This window comes from Candidatus Berkiella aquae (assembly GCF_001431295.2).
Taxonomy (GTDB): domain Bacteria; phylum Pseudomonadota; class Gammaproteobacteria; order Berkiellales; family Berkiellaceae; genus Berkiella; species Berkiella aquae.
This window is the reverse complement of the sequence record NZ_LKAJ02000001.1, coordinates 1,463,196-1,485,528: the sequence shown is the minus strand read 5'-3', so window position 1 is coordinate 1,485,528 and position 22,333 is coordinate 1,463,196. Positions and strand designations below refer to the sequence as shown.

Annotated in this window: 16 protein-coding genes; 6 read left to right on the top strand and 10 right to left on the bottom strand. The window is 40.4% G+C overall.

Annotated elements, in window-relative coordinates; genetic code table 11:
- From HT99x_RS06685 to ppc, 5 genes are all read right to left on the bottom strand, one after another.
- Complete coding sequence (locus tag HT99x_RS06685) at positions 1 to 1,518, bottom strand: hypothetical protein (RefSeq protein ID WP_075066399.1); 1,518 nt, start codon at positions 1,516 to 1,518, stop codon at positions 1 to 3.
- A gap of 296 nt (positions 1,519 to 1,814) precedes the next feature.
- Positions 1,815 to 3,308 (bottom strand): hypothetical protein, encoded by a 1,494-nt coding sequence (locus HT99x_RS06680; RefSeq protein ID WP_075066400.1) that lies wholly within the window; start codon positions 3,306 to 3,308, stop codon positions 1,815 to 1,817.
- A gap of 7 nt (positions 3,309 to 3,315) precedes the next feature.
- The gene (locus tag HT99x_RS06675) at positions 3,316 to 4,815 is read right to left on the bottom strand and encodes a hypothetical protein (protein WP_075066401.1); all 1,500 of its coding nucleotides are present in this window, start codon (positions 4,813 to 4,815) and stop codon (positions 3,316 to 3,318) included.
- Positions 4,816 to 4,822: 7 nt separating this feature from the next.
- Positions 4,823 to 6,310: a hypothetical protein gene (locus HT99x_RS06670; protein ID WP_075066402.1), complete on the bottom strand. Its 1,488-nt coding sequence runs from the start codon at positions 6,308 to 6,310 to the stop codon at positions 4,823 to 4,825.
- Between the two features lie 782 nt (positions 6,311 to 7,092).
- Positions 7,093 to 9,732 (bottom strand): phosphoenolpyruvate carboxylase, encoded by a 2,640-nt coding sequence (ppc, locus tag HT99x_RS06665; protein WP_075066452.1) that lies wholly within the window; start codon positions 9,730 to 9,732, stop codon positions 7,093 to 7,095.
- A 252-nt stretch (positions 9,733 to 9,984) separates the two neighbouring features.
- Between ppc and HT99x_RS06660 the strand changes: the two genes are divergently transcribed.
- The 3 genes from HT99x_RS06660 to HT99x_RS06650 all read left to right on the top strand — a co-directional run bounded on the left by HT99x_RS06660 (position 9,985) and on the right by HT99x_RS06650 (position 13,016).
- Positions 9,985 to 10,701 carry a TIGR00730 family Rossman fold protein gene (locus HT99x_RS06660; protein WP_075066403.1) on the top strand — a complete coding sequence of 239 codons (717 nt, stop codon included), beginning with the start codon at positions 9,985 to 9,987 and terminating at the stop codon, positions 10,699 to 10,701.
- A 324-nt stretch (positions 10,702 to 11,025) separates the two neighbouring features.
- Positions 11,026 to 12,519, top strand: coding sequence for a hypothetical protein (locus HT99x_RS06655; RefSeq protein ID WP_075066404.1), 1,494 nt, complete (start codon positions 11,026 to 11,028; stop codon positions 12,517 to 12,519).
- A gap of 188 nt (positions 12,520 to 12,707) precedes the next feature.
- Positions 12,708 to 13,016 carry a hypothetical protein gene (locus tag HT99x_RS06650; protein ID WP_075066405.1) on the top strand — a complete coding sequence of 103 codons (309 nt, stop codon included), beginning with the start codon at positions 12,708 to 12,710 and terminating at the stop codon, positions 13,014 to 13,016.
- A gap of 34 nt (positions 13,017 to 13,050) precedes the next feature.
- Here the strand turns inward: HT99x_RS06650 and mazG are convergent, their stop codons facing one another.
- From mazG to HT99x_RS06630, 4 genes are all read right to left on the bottom strand, one after another.
- Positions 13,051 to 13,824: a nucleoside triphosphate pyrophosphohydrolase gene (mazG, locus tag HT99x_RS06645; RefSeq protein ID WP_075066406.1), complete on the bottom strand. Its 774-nt coding sequence runs from the start codon at positions 13,822 to 13,824 to the stop codon at positions 13,051 to 13,053.
- A gap of 218 nt (positions 13,825 to 14,042) precedes the next feature.
- Positions 14,043 to 16,235 (bottom strand): GTP diphosphokinase, encoded by a 2,193-nt coding sequence (gene relA / locus HT99x_RS06640; RefSeq protein WP_075066407.1) that lies wholly within the window; start codon positions 16,233 to 16,235, stop codon positions 14,043 to 14,045.
- 9 nt (positions 16,236 to 16,244) lie between these two features.
- On the bottom strand, positions 16,245 to 17,579 hold the full coding sequence (gene rlmD / locus HT99x_RS06635; RefSeq protein WP_075066408.1) for a 23S rRNA (uracil(1939)-C(5))-methyltransferase RlmD: 1,335 nt from the start codon (positions 17,577 to 17,579) through the stop codon (positions 16,245 to 16,247).
- A 9-nt stretch (positions 17,580 to 17,588) separates the two neighbouring features.
- The gene (locus HT99x_RS06630) at positions 17,589 to 18,365 is read right to left on the bottom strand and encodes a ribonuclease H-like domain-containing protein (RefSeq protein WP_075066409.1); all 777 of its coding nucleotides are present in this window, start codon (positions 18,363 to 18,365) and stop codon (positions 17,589 to 17,591) included.
- 191 nt (positions 18,366 to 18,556) lie between these two features.
- On the opposite strand from HT99x_RS06630, the gene HT99x_RS06625 reads away from it, so the two are divergent.
- On the top strand, positions 18,557 to 19,897 hold the full coding sequence (locus tag HT99x_RS06625; protein ID WP_075066453.1) for a sodium-dependent transporter: 1,341 nt from the start codon (positions 18,557 to 18,559) through the stop codon (positions 19,895 to 19,897).
- A 25-nt stretch (positions 19,898 to 19,922) separates the two neighbouring features.
- Positions 19,923 to 20,537: a hypothetical protein gene (locus tag HT99x_RS06620; protein ID WP_075066410.1), complete on the top strand. Its 615-nt coding sequence runs from the start codon at positions 19,923 to 19,925 to the stop codon at positions 20,535 to 20,537.
- 54 nt (positions 20,538 to 20,591) lie between these two features.
- Here the strand turns inward: HT99x_RS06620 and HT99x_RS06615 are convergent, their stop codons facing one another.
- A complete protein-coding gene (locus HT99x_RS06615) occupies positions 20,592 to 20,852 on the bottom strand; it encodes a hypothetical protein (protein ID WP_075066411.1) in 261 nt (86 codons plus the stop codon).
- Positions 20,853 to 21,028: 176 nt separating this feature from the next.
- On the opposite strand from HT99x_RS06615, the gene HT99x_RS06610 reads away from it, so the two are divergent.
- Positions 21,029 to 21,964 (top strand): ABC transporter substrate binding protein, encoded by a 936-nt coding sequence (locus tag HT99x_RS06610; RefSeq protein ID WP_075066412.1) that lies wholly within the window; start codon positions 21,029 to 21,031, stop codon positions 21,962 to 21,964.
- Positions 21,965 to 22,333: the final 369 nt, after the last annotated feature.

Sequence of the window (22,333 nt, the reverse complement as noted above, 5' to 3'; positions counted from 1 at the left end):
CTACTTTTTAAAAGTAAACTTTGCAACCGCATCGATATCCATTTCTTCGCTCGGCTTATTGGTTTGTAAATCCCAACTTTTAGCTTGTTCGGATACCTTTATTAACAGAGGCTTGATGTGTAACTGAGGATCAATAGATTCTAATTTGTTTAAATGTTCAGGCTCCAACATTTCTCGCAAGCTTTGTGTATTGAGGATTTTTCTTAGAATATGAGGATGTTTATGACAAATGGAATTTATTTTCTCTTCTGATAATTTTGTATAAAAATCCTTTGTCGTCAGAATAACTTTAGCCGCTCGTGGATGATATGCCCCAAATGCTAGAAGGGGTACCTCACATAACATTTCACAAAGAGTGGGGTCTTTCAGAATATGCATCGGGATTTCATCAAGGGAATGAACAACAGATTTGGTAGGATAAATAAAAGCCATGCACACTAGCTCGCATAAATCAGGTGTATTCAAAACGTACTTAACGGCAGCAGGATGTTTTTTACATAACTCAACAACCATATCATCATCTAGATTTTTACAAAGTGGTTCTGTCTTAAGAAAATGCATTGCGACTGTTTCATGATTTTTACCCCACTGAAAACATGACTTTGGATCAAAATATTTTTCGCAAAGTGTTTTACTTTGTAACACTTTCATCGCAATTTCAGAGTGATATTCGCCTAATACCTTTATTTCTTCTGCAGTTAACCCCAAATCGCATAAATTCTCGAATTGATTAATAAAATCATTTGGGGTATTTATCTTTGACGACAAAAATCCAAATGATTCATTAGTTCTAGCTGTTTCTATTAACAATTCAAGATATTGATAGAGAAATTTAGGTCCTTTAAGATTAGGCTCTGTTAATTCTCTAAAAGTGGCAGGATCATTGAGAAGTCTTCTGGCGATGGTAACAAAACTGGCTGCAAGGCTCTTTAAGCCATTACTTCTAATTTCCCCAATATCATTGTCTTGTAAATTATTATCGAGTATATAGTGAGCAATTTCGAGATGTTGGCAACCAAACTTATAAATATGAATATTGAGTAACTTTTGACGCCATTTAGGATTGGTAAAAAAAGTTATCGCAACTTCAGAATGATGCTTTGTCAACGTTAATAACTTCGTTGGATTTAAAATATAATTTCCGTAAATCAACGATATGATATCATTTTTTAGCAAATAAATAGCAAACTCGCTATGACAGCTGATGAGTTTTAAAATTTGCTCTTCAGATAAATAAGGGAGCAAAGTGTCGTCCCTTAAAATTTGAATGACACTTTCAGGGCATTTTAAGCAATCTGCAATCAGTTTTTCAAAAGTTGGTTCTTCCTGCAAATGACATTGTTTAATCGCTTCATGCCATACTTTGGAAACTGTCACGAGGTAATTTTGACCACGAAGGCCATAGCGGGGATAGTGATGCAAAATGTTAGTAACTATTTCAGGTATACCCAATGCAACCTGGACAGGTGATATGTTGCATTCGGGTGTTTTTTCAGAGTGATCGGGACCGCGTTTCATGACTAGCCTCATTATCAAATCAGCAATAAGTGATAGATAAGGAGGAATATCGAGTCTATCACTAAAATATGAACTTTAGTGATGAACCCGTTTAGTCTATTAGTCCTAAGTAATGAAAAACATTACCAGTTCTCCTACGTTCCCTCGGGAGAAGACTCATCATTTTGTTAGAAGAATCATACTGATTGAATAACTAAAAATCAAGGTTTTTCCCGACAAATCTCTAGTTATTCGAACATTAAAGTGACTCAACAAATATTGTTCTAATAATCCGTCTTCGCTTCGGCGTGATAAACCTATTTCTTCAAAGTAAACTTTGCAACCGCATCAACATTCATTTCTTCTTTCGGCTTATTGCTTTGTAAATCCCAACATTTAGCTTTTTCGGATACATCAACCAAAAAGGGTTTTATAACAAACGCACGACCGATTGATTCTAAAATGGATAAATAAGTATGCTCTACTAAGTCTCGCAAGCTTGATGTATTGAGGATTTTTCTAACAATGTGAGGATATTGATTACTAATGGTACGTACATTCGCTTCGGACAGTTTTGTATAAAGTTTTTTTGTTGTCAGAATGTATTTTGCCACTGATGGATTACCTGATGCTAAACGCATGAGAGCATCGATATTTAATTGTTCATCAGCAGTATTACTCTTCAGGATAGCTATCGCCAGTTCAGCATTTTGCAGCAGAAGAGCACCATTGATCAAATTATTAATACACAGTCGATTATATAAATGCGGTGTATTCGAAACATGCGTAGCGACAGCACGATGTATTTTACACAAATCAGACAGTCGAGTATCACTTATATTGTTAGTCTCAAGAACATGCATCGCAATGACTTCATGCCGTAGAACCCAACCCATTATCATTAATAGCCTGTTAATCCCGATATATCTTGCAAAAATTGTTTCATTTTGTAAAACTTTCAGTGCAATTTCAGGATGATAGTCACCTAATACCCCTACCTCTTTTTCGCTTAACCCAAGCTCACATAAAATCTCGAAATGATTAATGAAATCTTCCGGTGTATTTATCTCTACATTGTGAGAGTGTAAAAAGGCGAATGATTCATTGGTTTTACCCAGCTCTATCAGTAATTCGAGATGTTTATAGAGAAATTGAGGTCCTTTAAGAGTAGGTTCTGTTAAATTTCCAAAAGTAACAGAATCGTTGAGAAGCTTTCTGGCAATGACAAGGGAGCTTTCTGCAAGCTTATTTAACCCTTCTCTACGAATAAGATCATTACCGTCAGTCAAATTATTATCGAGTATATATTGAGCAATTTCAGGATGCTGACAACCAAACGCATAGAGATTGTATTTTATTCTTTTAAACCATTGTGGATCATTAAAAAAATACATTGCAACTTGAAGATGATACTTTGTTAGTACCAATAAACTCTGGTGATTGATAGGTAAAACATCATTTTCCAACAAAGAAATGGCAAACTCTCCATGACAGCTAATGAGCCTCAAAATTTGCTCTTCGGATAGATAAGGGAGCAATGTATTGTCTCTTAAAATATGAATGACACTTTCAGGGCATTTTAAGCAATCTGCAATCAGCCTTTCAAAGGTTGGCTCATCCTGTAAATGCCATTGCTTAATCGCTTCATGCCATACTTTGGAAACTGTCACGAGGTTATTTTGACCACGAAGCCCATAACGGGGATAGTGATGTAAAATGGTAGCAACTATTTCAGGAATACCCAATGCAACCTGAGCGAATGATGGGTTGCATTGGGTTACTTTTTCAGAATGATCGGGACCGCGTTTCATAACCAACCTATTTTTTCAAAGTAAACTTTGCAACCGCAACGACATCCATTTCTTCGCTCGGCTTATTGGTTTGTAAATCCCAACCTTTAGCCTGTTCGGATATCTCAGTGATAAAAGGTTGTATGATGAAGTAACGATTCATGACTTCTAATAGTTCTAAATGCATAGGCTCTAATAATTCTCTTAAGCTTTGGGTATTGAGAATTTTTCTAACCATTTGAGGATATTTCTTATGAATCAAAACAATATCAACTGCAGATAGTTTGGTATTAAATTCCTCTGTTGTCAGGATAACTTTAGCCGCTTGAGGGTTAGACAACGCTACATCGATGAGGGCGCCAGCATTTAAATGTGGATGAAAAATATCTAGTTTCAAAATATCCATTGCCAGCTCACCAATACGGGGATGAATACACTTGACAAAATCACCGATGTATAATCGCTCGCATAAATGAGAGGTGCTAAAAACGTGCTTAGCTGCAGCAGAGTGACTTTTACATAAATCAGCAAGTTCAGAATTAGTTAAATTTTTACAAAGTGATTCTGTCTCAAGAATAGTCATCGCAACGATTTCATGTCTGCGGGCCCAAAAATCAATGGTTAATTTTTTGTTAATAGCAGGAAACTTTTCGAAAATTGTTTCACTTTGCAAAGCTTTCAGTGCAATTTCAGTATGATAACCACCTAATACCATTAATTCATACGCGCCTAATCCAAGTTCGCATAAAGCCTCAAAGTGATTGATGAAATCTTCCGATGTATTTATCTTTGGCTGAAAAGATGCAAATGATTCGATGGTTTTACCAAACTCTATCAGCAATTCAAGATATTGATAGATAACGAGGGGTCCTTTAAGATTAGGTTCTGTTAAATATATTAAAGTGGCTGGATCATTGAGAAGCCTTCTGGCGATGATGAGGGAGCTTTCTGCCAGTGTTTTTAAGCCTTCTCTTCTATTTGACTCATTGTCCTCGCTCCCCATATTATTATCGAGTATACATTGAGCAATTTCAGGATGTTGACAACCAATCTTGTAGATATTTATGTTCTGTAACTTTTGACGCCAGCTAGGATTGGTCAAAAGATGCATGGCAACTTGAGCATGATGCTTTGTCAGTATCATTAAATTTTTTTGATTGATGGGTAAAACATCATTCTCCAACAAATAAATCGCAAACTCGCTATGACAGCTAATGAGCCTTAAGATTTTCTCTTCCGATAAATAAGGGAGCAACGTATCGTCCCTTAAAATATGAATAACACCTTCAGGACATTTTAGGCAATCTGTAATCAGTTTTTCAAACGTTGGCTCATCCTGTAAATGACATTGCTTCATCGCTTCATGCCATACCGTGGAAACCGTTGCCAGGTTATTTTGCCCGCGAAGCCCATAACGGGGATAGTGATGTAATATGTTTGCAACTATTTCAGGAATACCCAATGCAATCTGAGCAAATGATGGGTTGCATTCGGTTGCTTTTTCAGAATGATCGGGACCGCGTTTCATAACCAACCTATTTTTTCAAAGTAAACTTTGCAACCGCATCGACATCCATTTCTTTGCTCGGTTTATTGCTTTGTAAATCCCAACCTTTAGCCTGTTTCGATATCTCAACGGCAAAAGGTTCTATGATTACTGCTTCTAATATTGCTAAATGAGCAGGCTTTACTAATTCTCGTAAGCTTTGAGTATTGAGGATTTGTTGAGTAATGTGAGGATATTTATTGCAAATTAAACGAACACTGTTTTCAGATAGTTTGGTATACAATTCTTTTGTCGTCAGAATAAATTTAGCCGCTTCTGGATTATGTGTCCCCAAACTTACAAGAAGTGAGTCATGTGAAATTCTCCTAAAATTGGGGTCTTTCAGACAAGGCATCGCTATTTTATCAAGAGGAAGATTAGGCGAATCACTGTTTAGGAAAACATTCGCGTACATATTAATACGTAAATCTTCTTGATTAAAAAGGAACTCAAGTGCTGCAGGGTGATTTTCACATAAACGACTCATTAGATAATAATCAAAAAATTCACGAAACGCTTCTGTCTTAATAAAGCACATCGCTACGGCTTCATGATTTATGACCCAAGTATTGTATGGGCGTGTTTCACAATATTTTTTGAAAAGCCTTTCACTTTGCATAACTTTCATAGCAATTTCAGAATGATATTCACCTAATACCTTTACCTCTAGTCTGCTTAACTCAAGCTCAGATAAATCTTCAAAGTGATTAATAAAATCTTCAGGCGTATTAATCTGTAATAATACGGATGGTTGATTAGCTTTACTTCTCTCTGCATTACTTCTCTCTATTAACAATTCGATATATTTAAAGAGAAATTTGGGGCCGTTAAGATTATGTTCTGTCAAATCTCTATAAGTAGCGGGATCATTGAAAATCCTTCTGGCGATGATGGGAGAGCTTTCTGCAAGGGTTTTTAAGCCTTCTCTTCTATGTAACAGATCAGATCCCAAATGATTATCAAGTATATATTGAGCTATTTCTAGATGTTGGCAACCAAACAGGTAGATATTCATTTGCTGTAACGTTTGACGCCATTTGGGATTGGTAAAAAGATGCATGGCAACTTGAGGATGATGTTTTGTTAATATCAATAAATTCTCTTGATTGATAGGTATAAAATCATTTTTAAGCAAATAAATAGCAAACTCGCTATGACAGCTGATGAGTTTTAAAATTTGCTCTTCAGATAAATAAGGGAGAAAAGTGTCGTCCCTTAAAATTTGAATGACACTTTCAGGGCATTTTAAGCAATCTGCAATCAGTTTTTCAAAAGTTGGTTCATCTTGTAAATGACATTGTTTAATCGCTTCATGCCATACTTTGGAAACTGTCACGAGGTTATTTTGACCGCGAAGCCCATAGCGGGGATATTGATGTAATATGTTGGCAACTATTTCAGGTATACCTAATGCAACCTGTGCGGATGATGAGTTGCATTCAACTGTTTTTTTAAAATGACGGGGACCGCGTTTCATAACTAACCTCATTATCAAATCAAAAATAAGTGATAGATAAGGAGGAATATCCGGTCTATCACTAAAATATGAACTTTAGTGATGAACCCGTTTAGTCTATTAGTCCTAAGTAATGAAAAACATTACCAGTTCTCCTACGTTCCCTCGGGAGAAGACTCATCATTTTGTTAGAAGCAATATACTCGTCACATGACTAAAATGCAAGGTTTTTCCCGACAAAACCCCTAGGTATTCGAACATTTTAATTATTCGAATAAACGTCAAATCCTCTACAGCATGCGTGTAGCAACGACGCGATCTAAAAAGCTTTAGATTGCTTCGCTACGCTCGTAATTGTAAAGGTTACATAATTCGTTGATAAATTGGTTGCGGCAGCAACCACAGTTGCTAGCCCCGGATGCAAAGCATTTTGCGATAGCAAAACTGCTTGAAATCCGGGGTATAGAATTTACCCCACTCATTCTAACCGGGGGACCGGTGGAACTATCTTTGTTTCACTGCTGCCGCAGTTCAAATGATAGAGTCTCATTTTACCCCGGGTTCCACTCACTTGCCTAACGGCTCGTTCGTTTTACCTGGGGCTATTATCGTAGCTTCCGCTGCTTTAACTGTTTGCAATTTTTATAAACGAATTATGTAACCTTTACAGCAATGACGGAATTTTGAATTGTAGCAGCGCAGTTTACAAACACGTAAATGAGCAGCCCAGCCTTCGCGAATCCGCCTAGGCTTAAGCTTCCGTGTGATTCAGCTACGGCGGGCAAACGCAGAAAGCACTTATTTTAACCGGTATTTTGCATGCCTGCGGCAATACCGGAGATACTCACCATCAACGCATGTTGCAATATTTCTGCTTCTGCTAGAGGTAATGATTGGGTACGAACTCGCCATAATAATTCTGCTTGTAAAGCATGTAACGGATATAAATAAGGTGAACGTAAGTTAATGGTTCTTAGTAACGTTGAATTAGTCGATAAAAGTGTTTCAGAGGATAAAGCAGTTTTTAATAATTTCACTGTTTCAGAAAATTTTTCATGTAAATGAGTGGCTGTTGCTTGTTGATCGGGTGCTAACCGATTTTCATAAAGCGTTGCAATCGTTAAATCGGCTTTCACCAACACCATTTCTATCATATTCAACAATGTGCGAAAAAAAGGCCACTTTTCGACCATTTCTTGTAATAGATCGGTTTTGCCTTGTTGAATAATTGCCATTAATGCTGCATCAACGCCTAACCATGCAGGTAATAATAGTCGATTTTGTGTCCAAGCAAAAACCCAAGGAATGGCACGCAAATTGCCAATATCATGGGTGTGTTGCTGCCGTCTGGCAGGTCTTGAACCTATCATTAAACTGCCAATTTCACGCAAAGGCGTTACCGCTTCAAAATAGGGCATAAAATCTTGATCTTCTTTAACGATGCGACAATATTCTTGGAAGCTTGTTTCACTCATTAACTTCATCATCTCTCGCCAGGAAGGCTCTGGCTCTGCTTGTGGCAATAACATCGCTTCTAAGGTCGCCGTGGTATAAATTTCGAGGGTACGGCGTGCTCTTTTTTGTAAACCATATTTATTGCGAATAACCTCTCCTTGCTCTGTTACCCGCAACCCCCCCATCACCGCTCCCGGCGGTAATGATAAAATTGCCTCATGCGCTGGCGCCCCTCCTCGACCGATTGAACCACCCCGGCCATGAAAAAGCGTTAATTTGATCTGGTGTTGTTTGGCTGTTGCGATTAATTGTTCTTGGGCTTGATATTGTGCCCACCCGGCTGCCAAAATCCCTGCATCTTTCCCTGAATCAGAGTAGCCAATCATCACTTCTTGATAACCTGCGATAAAGGCTTTATACCAAGCATTATTTAATAACGCTTCAAGACAGCTTGAAGCATTGATTAAAGCTGTTTGCGTTTCAAATAAAGGAACTACTCTTAATGGGTTTGCAATACCCGCTTCTCTTTGTAATAAACAAACCGCTAAGACATCACTGGGTTCATGCACCATCGAAATCACATAAGCACCCAATGAATCAGGCAATTGTCTTGCGATCATTTTAAAGGTATCCCACACAATACTTGCCTCATCGCTTAAGGATACATTAGGGGTAAATAATAATTTACTTTGTTCAAGGGTTGTTTGTAAAAAGGCCATTCTTTGTGATTCTGGCCAAGCCGCATAAGAGCCTAATCCTAACGATTGGGTTAGCTCATCAAGCAACAAGGTATGTTTGGCTGCTTCTTGACGAATATCAAGCGGTAACAAGCAGATCCCAAATGCACTCACGCGGCGAATTAAATCGGTTAGCTCGCCCTCTGCTATGGGTCTGGCACGACAGGCGATTAACGATTGATAACAAATCAATAAAGGCTCTAATAGGGTTTGTTTATCAAGGATAATATCTTCAGAACTCGTAGGGCGATTGGCAAGAGAATCTTCTAAGAAACGTTTGGTGAGTGCTAATTGTCGTTTTAAGGGACGTAAAAAGGCACGATAAGGTTCTTGTTCATTACCGACCAACGCTTGCAATGTTTCATCGCATTGCTCCATTGAAAGCGCAGCGCTTAAATCATTAATGTTTTGCTCATAAAGATCAGCCGCTACCCAACGCGCCATCAAGCAGACCTGCTCTGTTATTTTTGCCGTGACATTGGGGTTGCCATCTCTATCCCCACCTATCCACGAACTAAATCGTATAGGTGCGGCAGTTAAAGGTAAACGCTGATTTGCCCATTTTAATAGTGCCTGATCGAACTCTCTTAAAAATTCAGGTAAGGCATGCCATAAACTGCTTTCAATCACCGCAAAGCCCCATTTGGCTTCATCTAACGGTGTGGGCCTTCGGCTTCTGATCTCATCGGTTTGCCAAATAGCGGTTATCTCTCGGTAAATGCCATCAACCGCATTAGCTTTATCTTCGGTTTGTTCCATGTAATGAGCGATGCGATCGAATTTCTGAATAATAGTTCGGCGCATAACTTCTGTGGGGTGCGCTGTTAATACTAAATCTATCTTCAGATCAGCAATCGCACTTTGGATCGCTTCTTGCGATATTTGATGCTTTTGTAAGTTCAAGAAGATGGCTTTAAGTGAGCCAGGTTGAATCGCCGATTGCAAATGCTGCCTATACCATTTTATTCGTCGAATACGGTGGACGTTATCAGCAATATTGGCTAGATTTAAGAAATGGCTAAATGAACGCACCACCCCTAACATGTCATTGGGTGCTAATTGTGCTAAGAGTTCGTTTAGTTGAGGAATATGCTCAGGCTGTCCATCAAAAACCGCTTTCGCTAAGCGCCGAATATTTTCAATTTTTTCATATAGTTCTTCCCCCACTTGTTGCCGCAAGGTTTTACCTAATAATTCACCCAGTAAGCGAATATCTTGGTGAAAATCGGCAGAAGAATCGAGGTCGTTCATGGGCATCTCGGACGGTTAGGGTTTATTAAGAATATATGATGATTGGGTCTTTGCGAGCGTAGCAAAGCAATCTAAGCTTCCCAGACGAGATTTCCTCGCAACAGATTGTTGGCAGGCTAGGCGCCAAGGAGCGAGCAACCGTCCGCCTACGCTTAAGCTACGGCGGGATTCAGCTTCTCAGGACAAGCTGGAAAGTCTTATAGGCTGTGTTATAGTAAAATAAGATCAACAAAAAAGAATATGAGGCCTACCATGAGCAAAGCATCCCGCATTTCTTCCGTTAACGATTCTCTCATGGCTCGCGAATCATGGAAAATATTCCAAGTGATGGCAGAATTTGTTGAAGGGTATGAACGTTTAGTTAAAATCCCTCCGTCTGTCAGTATTTTTGGTTCTGCTCGTTTACAACCTGGACATCGTTGGTACGATTTAACCGTTAAAACGGCAAAAGCCTTATCAGAAGCAGGTTATTCTGTCGTTTCAGGTGGTGGTCCCGGTTTAATGGAAGCGGCAAATAAAGGCGCACAAGAAGGCCCTTCTTTAAGTGTGGGTTTAAATATTGTGTTGCCCAATGAAGAAATCGCGAATGATTATCAAGATATTTCCATTCGTTTTCGCCACTTTTTTACCCGTAAAGTGATGTTTGTGAAATACGCCTCCGCTTATGTTGTCATGCCAGGTGGTTTTGGTACATTAGATGAACTTGCTGAAATTTTAGCCTTAGTACAAACCGGAAAAACACGTAAAATCCCAGTGGTATTAGCGGTTGAGTCTTTCTGGCGCGATTTAATTAAATGGTTTAAATCACAAATGGTTGCAGAAGGCACCATTCGTGAAGAAGATCTTGAACTTTATTCTGTCGCCGATACGCCTGAAGAAATTGTGGAAGCGATTCAAGCTTTTTATCGTGAACGCGAACGATCACCTGAACCTTCATTAACTGAGCGTGAGTTAATGTCCAACCTTTAGTCTTCGCAGATAAATTTTCGCGGTTGTTGGCTGCACGCACTCACCCCAGTCATGCACTTTTTGTGCGCTCCTGGGGGTTCACTCGCTTGCCGCCTACTCGAAAAATCATCTGCTTTGATTATAATACTGCCAATTGCATTTTAGCCGGTTCTTATTTTTTAAACTAAATAAAAACCGGCTCTCCTCTCAACCCGACATAATAATCCATCCTATTCAGATTATTTTTAAATTGCGTAATGACATCCGCTATGACTTCGTGCATGATTGTTTGGTGGTAGTTCAAAACTAAGCTGTAGTTCATAACAAGTCTAAGGAGATTGACATATGAGTATGGATGGTGTTTCTAGTTCCGACGAAAAAGAAGTTGAATCAACCCGCGTATCTGATCCTTTAACCACCCCTGAGAAATTCACAAAACAACGTGTTAGATTAACCGAAGAATTATTAGATTATCATCCCGTCGATAATCGGTTATATCACCTTGAAGCGCTTGCAGAACGACTCAAAAATGGTAACGAAGCACTCGAGGAAGGAGAACAAGCTGAGCTTTATGAAGCGGCAGAACAGCTTGCACGAAATATCTCTAGTTTTGAATTAAAAGATATTGAATTCAAAGAAAAACAAGCCATTATTCAAGGATTCCTTAAGACAATTCGTTCCCATATTTCGGAACCTATTTTAACCCCTGGCTTGGTAATCCAAACCATGCTGAAACTGCAAGCGCAATTTGCAGAAAAAGCAGAAGCAAGAAAGCAAGCCGTTGAACTCGCGGGTACGGTGGAACTAGCCAAACACGACATTGCCAGACTAGAAAAATTATCACAACCTTCAACCAGTAATGCATCAGAAGCTTCAACCAGTAATGCATCAGAGCCAAGTACTTCTCCATTAGCTATTGCTAAAGAATCCTTAGCTGCGCTTGAAAGAACGGCACAAGAAGCAAAAGAGCTCGCTGAAAAACCAACGGCGATACCCCTTCGCTATCAAGGCCTCTATAATGGTTTTGTGAAAGAAATGCTGAATCCTAGACATTCTAAACGCCTCGAAGCCATTACCTATCAACTGCAATTTGCCAATATTCAGGAAGCTGAAACTTTAAAAGAAACCGATATGCTAGCAGCTTCTGCAAGTTGGGATGCTACCATGAAAGGTAGAAAAGCGCGTTTAGCCGATGTTGCAAGCCGAGGCAAAGCATTCACCGGTATTGTTGAACGCGTTGAAGAATGGAATGCCAAAATGCCTAAAGCTTTAAGCTCTGAGGAAATGCTTAGGAGAGATGCGATATTACCTTATGAAGAAGGTGAACTAAAAGAACGAAGAGAGGAACGTCTGCGGCATGTATCAGGCTTTGAACCAAGAAGAGCACAGCTCGAAAAAATGGCCGTTGCCAAAGATAAAGCAACTCGTCGCAGAACCCATCCGATCGCTAAAGATCTTCACGAATTAGACGATCACCTTCGTCAAGAGTTTGAAGATTTAGGGATAAAAAGAATCCCCAATAATAAGCAACATATGGTTGGCGTGCTTTTGCGAGGAGGCGCTGATGTTTGGAATGTAGACTTTGAATACCCTCAGTATCTTGAACATTTGGATCCTAAACCTCATAGAGCAATGCTTGATGATCAAGCTCCAGTTGCTTTTCCTGAACGTAAAGCACACTATAAAAAAGCCTTAGTCCCAGGGCTGGAACGTCATCTACAATTAGGTGCGAAGGAAGGTTATTTCGTGGGTCAAAAAGGCCAATATTGGAAACCCTCTGAAGAAGATCATAGTTTAGATGCACTGACTGAAAAGTTAGGTCATTTAAAACTGCGATAGACTCACCATCAAGTCTATTCACCTCTTGCACAGAGGTGAATAGGCTAAGCTTCACACAATATTCGAACTTTATAATTTAATTCGATCTATCCCTTCTATAATCACAAATATACAACCATTTAGTTATAGACCTGATTCCTAAACAAGGTATAATCCTTACTTTTAGAAGTTAAAAATAAGGACTCTCTGTGAAGTACACCGGCCCTCAACAATTTGTAAAAAGTGATGAAGCCTTAAATAATGTATCCGGTGAAGATTTTGATCATCAAATCGAAATGGGAAATGCATCAGGAGAACACATTCTCCCTAGCTATCAACGGGAACTAGATCAAGCTAGGCACAATGAAGCAATATCTAACGCGCCCATTTGCAAACCTAGCCAAAGACGAAGCAAGATTGAGCCTATAGAAAGCGCAGCTGTTATTGAAACCAAAAGAATAAAAACGCAAGAAGAAAATAATGATTCAAAAAAAGTAAGTAAAAGCAAAAAATATTAACCCAGGCGAAAGGTTATCCTTACGCTATAACCTTTCAATTCCTGATTTTTTCCGTTTTTTTCACAACATGCCAAAAAGTTTCTAGCTCTTCTAAGCTAAATGCATCCCATGCCTTGCCTGATGCTTTCACCTGCTCCTCGACGCCCTGAAAACGTCGGGTAAATTTTTGATTGGCTAAACGTAAGACTTGCTCGGCATCGAGCTTGGCATGTCTTGCTAAATTGGCACAGACAAATAAAATATCGCCTAACTCTTCACTCATAGCGGCTTGATCATGATTAGCAAAGGCTTCTTCAAATTCCTTAATTTCTTCTTGTAGTTTAGCTAAAACGGGGTGCAAATTTGGCCAATCAAAGCCAACTGTTGCGGCACGATTTTGTAATTTTTGTGCCATCGATAACGCAGGAAAATGCGACGGGATAGAACCTAAAAGCGGTGCATCGGGTTTTTCTTGTTTTTTAATCTCATCCCACGCTTTGGGTTGCTCGTTATTAAAGACATGCGGATGCCGGCGGATCAGTTTTTCTTTTAATGCAGCAAGCACTTCAGTTAAAGAAAAACGTTGTTCTTCTTTAGCCATTTGGCAATAAAACAAAATTTGATAAAACAAATCGCCTAATTCGCTTGGCAATTCTGCTAAGGCATTTCGTTCAATCACATCGGCAACTTCATAAGCTTCTTCGATAGTATGAGGGACAATGGTTTTAAAAGTTTGGGCCCTATCCCAGGCACAGCCTTCGTCTTTGGAACGAAGTTTAGCCATGATATCGAGGAGTTCTTGGAGTAAGGTGGTGGGATTGTTGTTCATTATGGGGTACCACTGTTGTTATCATTTTCTGAAATAATCATTATTTCACTGCTACCGCAGTTCTGATTAGAGAGAGCGCTTTTACCCCGGGTTCCACTCACTTGCCTTACGGCTCGTTCGTTTTACCCGGGGCTATTAACTATCGCAGCTACCGCTGCTACTCATTTGAGGGCTTGTCCTGCGTAGCTGAATCACGCCGAAGCTTTAGCGAAGGCGGATTATTTCTTATGCGCCTCATGCACCCTTTCTGCTTCAAGCACATTGGGTAATTGTAATATTTTATTTAAAATATTCATTAAACCACTCAAATCAGAAATTTCAATGGTTAAAACTAAACGCGCCATATTATCATTTTTATTGGTTGTGGTATTCACCGCAATCACATTGACTTTTTCATTGCTTAAAATCGACGTAATATCGCGCAAGAGTCCTTGTCGGTCGTAAGCTGAGATCCGAATATCAACCGGATAAATATTCTTAATGGTTTCGCCCCAATCAACTTGAATGAGACGGCTTTGATCTTCAGGTTTTTCTAAAATATGAATACAATCTTGACGATGAATGGTCACGCCACGACCTAGGGTGATGTAACCCACAATCCGATCGCCAGGCAGCGGCTTACAACACCCACCAAAATGGCAAAGTAAATTCCCCACGCCATGAATAGTCACTTCCGATGCAGAGCTAACAGATTTGCTCACATGAGCAATAATCTCATCATCGTCTGGCACTTCATGACGTTGCAGCAAATTAAAAATCTGCTGCATCCGTAAATCACCGCCCCCAATCGAGGCATATAAATCTTCTAGCGATTTCACACCCAATTTGGGCAACAATTTACCCAGGCCGCCTTGTTCCAAGCCCATTCGCTTAAATTCTTTCTCTATCATTTCTTTACCATAATGCACGTTTTGATCACGTGCTTGGCGTTTAAACCAATTATGGACTTTTGCTCTAGCACGAACGCTTCCTAAATAGCCTAAGCCTGGATTTAACCAATCACGGCTTGGGTTACCTTCTTTGATAGATAAAATCTCAACTTGCTCACCAGAGGATAATTGATAGTTCAAAGGAACAATCGAGCCGTTCACTTTAGCACCTCGGCAGCGATGTCCAAGCTCAGAGTGAATTTGATAAGCAAAATCTAACGGTGTTGAACCATTTGGCAAATCAATGACATCCCCTTGTGGGGTAAAGACATAGACGCGATCTTCCAATACTTCTTGAAGCAAGACTTCTTCACTATTATTGCCTTCTGCTTGCTCACTCCAATCTAAAATTTGTCGCAATGAATTGAGGCGGCGTTGATAATTTTGATCGAGTTTACCACCTTCTTTATAAAGCCAATGCGCGGCAACCCCTAATTCTGCTTCTTGATGCATATCCACGGTGCGAATTTGAATTTCAAGCGTGCGCCCTTCTGGGCCAATGACTGCCGTGTGCAATGAACGGTAATTATTTTCTTTAGGTGTTGCAATATAATCATCAAATTCTTTAGGGATATGTTGCCAAAGCGAGTGGACAATTCCTAAAGCGGCATAACAATCTCTGACTTCAGGCACTAATACCCGTACGGCTCTTACATCATAAATATCTTGAAAATCAAGATTTTTACGCAGCATTTTGCGCCAAATACTATAGATGTGCTTAACCCGACCTGACACTTCTGCTTGGATATCTTCTGCTTCTAATGCGGATTTTATGGTTTGAATGACATTTTTGACGTAAATTTCTCTATCAAGACGTTTTTCGTCCAATAACTTTGCAATATGTTTATAAGCATCGGGCTCCAGATAACGAAACGCAAAATCTTCTAATTCCCACTTTATTTGACCAATCCCTAAGCGGTTCGCTAAGGGAGCATAAATATCTCGGGTTTCAATCGCGAGTTGTTGGCGCGCTTCTTTTTCAAGCGTTGCAGCGGCACGCAATGAAGTAATGCGTTCTGCTAATTTAATTAAGACGACACGGACATCTTCCACCACGGCCAGCAACATTCTGCGTAAATTATCATGTTGAGAGGATTGACCATGTCCTTTGGCTTGGTGAGTATGCGTGGTAATTTGCACAACACCTGCGACCAGCGTTGCGACTTCTTCTCCTAGCGATGACTTAATGTCTTCCATGCTTAAGTCGCCATAGTGCGCCGCAAAATAAACAACGGCAGCTAGCAACGTCGCAATATCAGGTTCTAAAGTGACTAAGGCTTCTGCTGTTAGAAGCCCTTGGCGTAAGCAGGATTCATTGACGCTGGTGAGATGATGCCCTCCATGTTCCAATGACAACATGGCGCTTTGCAACAATAGCTGTTTATCATTTTCTGAGCGATTAACTGCGATACGTGCTGCCCATTGTTCAATATCAATAGTGCCATCGCTAGTTTTGGGCAACTCATCTCTGATTTTAACCATCGTCCATTCCTATTTTTTCGTCGCAACAAACAGCCCCATAGTTTCGATGTGTGCTGTTTGGGGGAACATATCCATTACCCCACATTTTACCAACCGGTACCCATGCTGATGCACCAGTATAGCTGCGTCTCTTACAAAGGTTGCACTATTACAAGAAACGTAGAGTATTTCCTTGGGTGCAAAGTATGCCATTTCCTCAACTATTTTTTGCGCACCGCTTCGTGGCGGATCGAGAATAATTTTATTGTAATTCCCTTTAGCAAAAGGCATGTGTTTAAAATCATCTTCTAAATTACATGCGTAAAATTCAGTATTGGTCAATTGATTGCGAATAGCATTTTCCTTTGCCCGACTGACTGATTGTACACTCCCTTCCACACCAACCACCCTATTCGCATACTTGGCAAAGGGTAGGCTAAAATTGCCCAATCCGCAAAAGAGATCTAGGATAATATCGTCTGATTTTGGATCCAGCAATGCTAAAGCTTGATTAATCATTTGTTGATTCATTTGTGCATTCACTTGCGTGAAATCCATCGGATGAAAAGCAAACGATAAATTTTGTGTCGGTAGTTGATAACTTAAATAAGGGTTACCATCTTCTGGCCATACTTTATGTACTGACTCATTATTGGAAGGCTGTAAAAAAAGCGAAAACTGATTCTGTTGGCAAAAGGTAATGAGTGCTTTTTGATCGCTATCCGATAAGGGTTGCAAATGACGAAAAATCAAAGCAACTTCCTCTTCACTGGCTGCGACCTCAATTTGCGCAATGGATTCTTTCGCTGCTAGTGCATCAATCAATTCGCGTAATGCTTTTATTTTTTTACCAACACGCGGATCGAGGGTTTCACAGGATTCAATAATGGCAATTTTATTATTGCCCTGTTCACGAAAACCCACCAGCAGACTTTGTTTTTGTGGTACATAGCGCACTGCTAAACGCGCTTTTTGTCTATACCCTTGTGATTCACTTAATAAAGGCGGTAGCCATTCAACAGGCGTTACTTTGCCTTGATGGGTTAATTGATCTTGTAACCAAGCTTGTTTTAATTCGACTTGTTGCAAAGGTGCAATGTGCTGCAGACTGCATCCACCGCAAGTCCCAAAATGGGTGCATGCTGGTTTTACCCGCATCAGCGAAGGCTTTAAGACTTCTAAGGTAGTCCCTTCTTGAAAACGGCTATGTATTTTGGTGATTTGCACCCGCACGGTTTCCTGCGGTAATGCACCAAATACAAAGAGAATTTTGTCATTGACGCGCGCAATGCCACGACCATCGTGAGACAACCCAGTAACTTCCACTTCAAACGGAGCGGGAAAAATTTTTCGGCGACGTGACATAGATAGCGACTACTCCTGTTCTAACCAAGCTTCGAGAAAAGCTTGTAAATGGGATTCTTCTGAATCATGCAGCATAGTTTTAGTTAGTAAAATTTCATTTTCATATTGTGACTCAGATAGGTGCCCACGCATCAGCTGAAACCGTAAATAAACCAAATAGGTATTTAATACATCGGTTTCACAGTAATCCCGGATCGTTTTCAATTCGCCCCGGCTAAAGTAGGCCAACACCTCTGAGCCATCAATGCCCATTTTACCCGGGAAGCCTAACATTTTTGAAATATCATCTAAACGCGCATAAGCCTTGGCCTGATAAGCGGCAAGGACATCCATGAGATCTAAGTGACGCAAATGATACCTATTAAGATAGTTATTATACTTAAAATTACTGTCTTGTTCACCCATATCCCAATAACCGCTCGCGCTCACCCCGTGATAGAGCGCTCGATAATGGAGCACGGGTAAATCAAAACCCGTGCCATTCCACGAAACCAACGTGGGTTTATATTTCTCGATGCCTTTAAAAAAGCGTTGAATTAAGTCAGCTTCACTGGAATCTTCATTTCCTAACGACCATACCTTCAGCTGCTCCCCCTGGCGAAAGACGGCGGAAATAGCCACAATCTTTTGTAAATGCAATTTGACAAAGGCTTGCCCTGTCGATTCTTTGGCTAAGCTCTGCATGGCTGACAAAACCGCTTCATCTGACTCATGCATTAACCCTAATAAGCGCCGCCCCGTCTGCACATCGGGCACCGTTTCTATATCAAAGACAAATACATTCATTAATTTTCCTTACTAAATTTTAGTCATAGCAGATGATTATTTGGCCAACAACACCAAAGATTCCGCTGCGAAGACGATGCTTTGCAGGGCACTATGATTGGTGTTAAGGTGCTTGTCAAAGAGATGTGTATGTAAAATACATGACTTCTTGCGTTCAAAACAAAAACGCATCAAAACAAAATGGGAAGAGTATGTCTGAAAGAAGTCTTTGGAGTTCACGCTTTGCCTTTATCATGGTTACCGCTGGCGCTGCCGTAGGCCTTGGCAATATTTGGAAATTTCCTTATGTTGCAGGCAATAACGGTGGTGGCGCATTCGTCCTCATGTATCTGATGTGCACCTTATTGGTTGGGATCCCGGCGATGATTGCCGAGCTCTTGATTGGTCGCCATGGCCGACAAAACGCGGTCAATACACTCGCTGCGGTAGCAAAAGAAGCGCACCACTCTCCACGTTGGGCAGGCCTTGGATGGTTAGGCTGTGTGACACTTCTCATGGTACTTAGCTTTTATAGTGTTGTTTCAGGTTGGTCAATCGCTTATTTGTTTTTTGCCATCAAAGGCATTTTTGTCAACATTAGCTCAGCGGAAGTCGTTAGCATCTGGGATCACCTTTTAGGCTCCCCGATGATCTTGATTGCCTGGCATACCGCTTTTATGTTTTTAACGATGCTCGTTGTCGCGCTAGGGGTTAATGCCGGCATTGAAAAGGCTTCAAAATGGATGATGCCTGCGTTGCTGGTGATCTTACTGTTATTAGTTATTTATGCGGGAATTGTGGGTGACTTTCAAAAAGCCTTACAGTTTTTATTTTCTTTTAAATTAAAAGCCCTGACCTCACAAGCTATCATTGATGCCATGGGGCAAGCCTTCTTTTCACTGGCAACCGGTGCCGGGGCGATTTTAATTTATGGTTCTTATCTTTCCAAAAAAACCAATATGGTTGAAACCGTTTTGATTATTTCCGTCATCAATGTTGCCGTCGCTATTTTAGCGGGCCTTGCGATTTTTCCTATTGTTTTCTCACATGGACTAGAAGCTGCCAGTGGCCCAGGACTCATGTTCCAAGTGTTGCCGATTGCTTTTAGCCAGATCCCCGGTTCTTATTTCATTGCGATTTCATTTTTCACCTTATTACTCTTTGCGGCTTGGACTTCATCCATTTCGATGGGCGAACCTTTAGTAGCGCTTCTTAACGAACGTTGGCACATCTCTAGAAAACGCGGTTCGTTCTATGTCGGCTTGCTGGCCTGGATTGTTGGACTCTTAAGCGTCTTTTCTTTCAACCTCTGGCAAGAGGTTAAGCTCTTTTCTCGCTGGGGGATCTTCCAATGTTTAACCGACATTCCTATTAATCTGCTCCTGCCTATCGGCGCTTTTTTATATTGTGTTTTCGCTGGGTGGATAATGGATGAAAAAGTCGTTCGAGCAGAATTTGGTGAAATGCCCAAAACCTATATTGCTTGGCGCTTCGCCATTCGTTATCTTGCGCCACTTGGTATTTTGACGGTATTTGTGGCAAATTTCTTTTAGCGTTATTCATCATAAAGGAAAAGGTATGTTATTAAGGACAACTTATACACTCGCATTATTAGCCATAAGCCTTACCGCATTGGCAGAGCCCAACACCACGGATATGCAATTTGGCGCTATCCAAATAAGTCAATCTTCCCAAAAGAAATTACATCACTCCGGTGTTTTGCAATTGGATAACGTTAAAGTAGAAGGCGATACCCTCATCAATGGTTATTTGTTAGCAAAAAATTCATCATTTCATGACTTGACCGTGAATGGACAGTGTCAACTCGAAAATACAGAACTGTTAGGCCCTCTCAGTATCAATGGGCAATTACAATTAAAAAATGTGAATGCAGAAGGACCGATTACGGTCTATGGCTTTTTAGGGGCAAGGAACACCCAATTTGCCAAACCCATCACCATTACCAGCGCCAATCTTGATTTAATCGACTCTAATGCGCAAAACATCACCATAGAGCCTGTTAAAGACTTAAAACAAACCTTGAATCTGACGCGTAGCACGGTCAATGGAGACATCACTTTTACCTCGGGTAAAGGCATTGTCAAAGTGGACCCTGCTTCCAGCATCAAAGGTAAAGTGAAAGGTGGAACGATTGAGAAGGTTGCTGCAAAGCCGGAAGAGAAGAGGCAGTAGCTGTTTTTTCACCTCTCCCTCTGGGAGAGGTGTACAGGAAGAAGATGACTTCCTCTAAACCCCTGCTGGGTATTCAGGTACTTCTGGAATCTCAGATCGTCCATCTATGGCTGGCAAGCACGTCTCGCTCTCTTCTATCGCCTCTTCTTCTAAAGGATTACCTTCGTAATCCACTGAGTCAATGTTCAAGGTTGGACGTCTTGGTTGCTCAAGAAGCTCTGGTTGTCGTCTTGTACGAAAGTCATCTTGCCATTTGCAACCTGCAATGACAGCAAAAAATAAGATAGATGACAAAATTATTTTTGATTTATGCACGATCAATCCTCCGTGGAATTGCCTTTAGTTTAGCACCCAACAATTTATTTTGCTTGGGTATTGCCAAGCATCAAAGGGGGAGGTATATAGCATAAGCGATAAGTGTTTTATTTATCGAGGAAAAGTGTATTCAGTCTCGTAAAATATCTCTTGGCAGCGCCAAGAAATTATATTTTTTGTTAGCAAAATTGCTTTCATCTTTGTTTTGGGTTGTCTCTGTACAGGCCTGCGGCTCGGTCATACTCGTCTCAAATAACAGTCATTTCGCCATTGTGCACCGCATTGAAGCTTCTTTATTTGGGAAATTAACGACAAAACCCAAATTGATTCATTTATTATCTGAAAATTTACATGAAAAAGCTGCAATGCAGCAATTATCACAGGCTTGCCTGGTTGTGACCATTGGCTCAGAAAGTTTGCGCCAACTGTTAAACACCAAAACACAAACCCCGATTCTCAGCGTATTATCGCGACGGGCTATTTTTCATCATTTGTTGCAGACACATCAACGCACTTTGAATGATCCTTTGCACCCTATTAGCGCTATCTATCTGGATCAACCGCTTGAAAGACAATTAAATTTAATTACCTGTCTATTCAAGCATCGTCCTCCTAAACAAGTGGGCGTTATTTTGGGTACAGAATCACTTTATCATCAAGAATCATTACAAAAATCTGCTCCCAAGTTCCCTTTTCACTTAAATACGGTGGTCGTTGATAAGTTTGAAAACCCGGCAACCGTTCTAGATATTTTATTAAACGATGCCAAAGTGATCCTCGCTATACCCGATAGCCGTATTTACAACCCCAAAACAGCAAGAGGAATGCTACTGACTGCTTTTCATAAACGAGTCCCTTTAGTTGGCTATTCTAAAACCTTTGTTAACAATGGCGCTATTGCTGCAGTCTATTCCAATACCAAACAATTGGCCGATCAAACGGCGGATGAAATTATTAAGATCGTGAACAGTAAAGACAAAAAGCTTAGTCTCCCTCGATATCCAGATGAATTTACGATTTCAGTTAATCACCAGGTCGCCCGCTCGCTTGGGATCCCGGTTGATAATGAAGTGGTGATTAAGCAAGCAATGAAACAAATGGAATCAACATGAAAGTATACCTGGGTACAATCTCAAAAAATTTAGCTGGGAAGTAAGTGCAGGCAACAATGTATAAATTCAAAATGGAAAACGTCAATACTCGAACCAGTTTGAATTTAGACGAGGCGCCAAGCGAACGCATCCCCAGGCGCGTACGCTTTGGTACGTAACTGGGGTAAGTGAGTGCAGGCAACAATGTATAAATTCAAAATGGAAAACGTCAATACTCGAACCAGTTTGAATTTAGACGAGGCGCCAAGCGAACGCATCCCCAGGCGCGTACGCTTTGGTACGTAACTGGGGTAAGTGAGTGCAGGCAACAATGTATAAATTCAAAATGGAAAACGTCAATACTCGAACCAGTTTGAATTTAGACGAGGC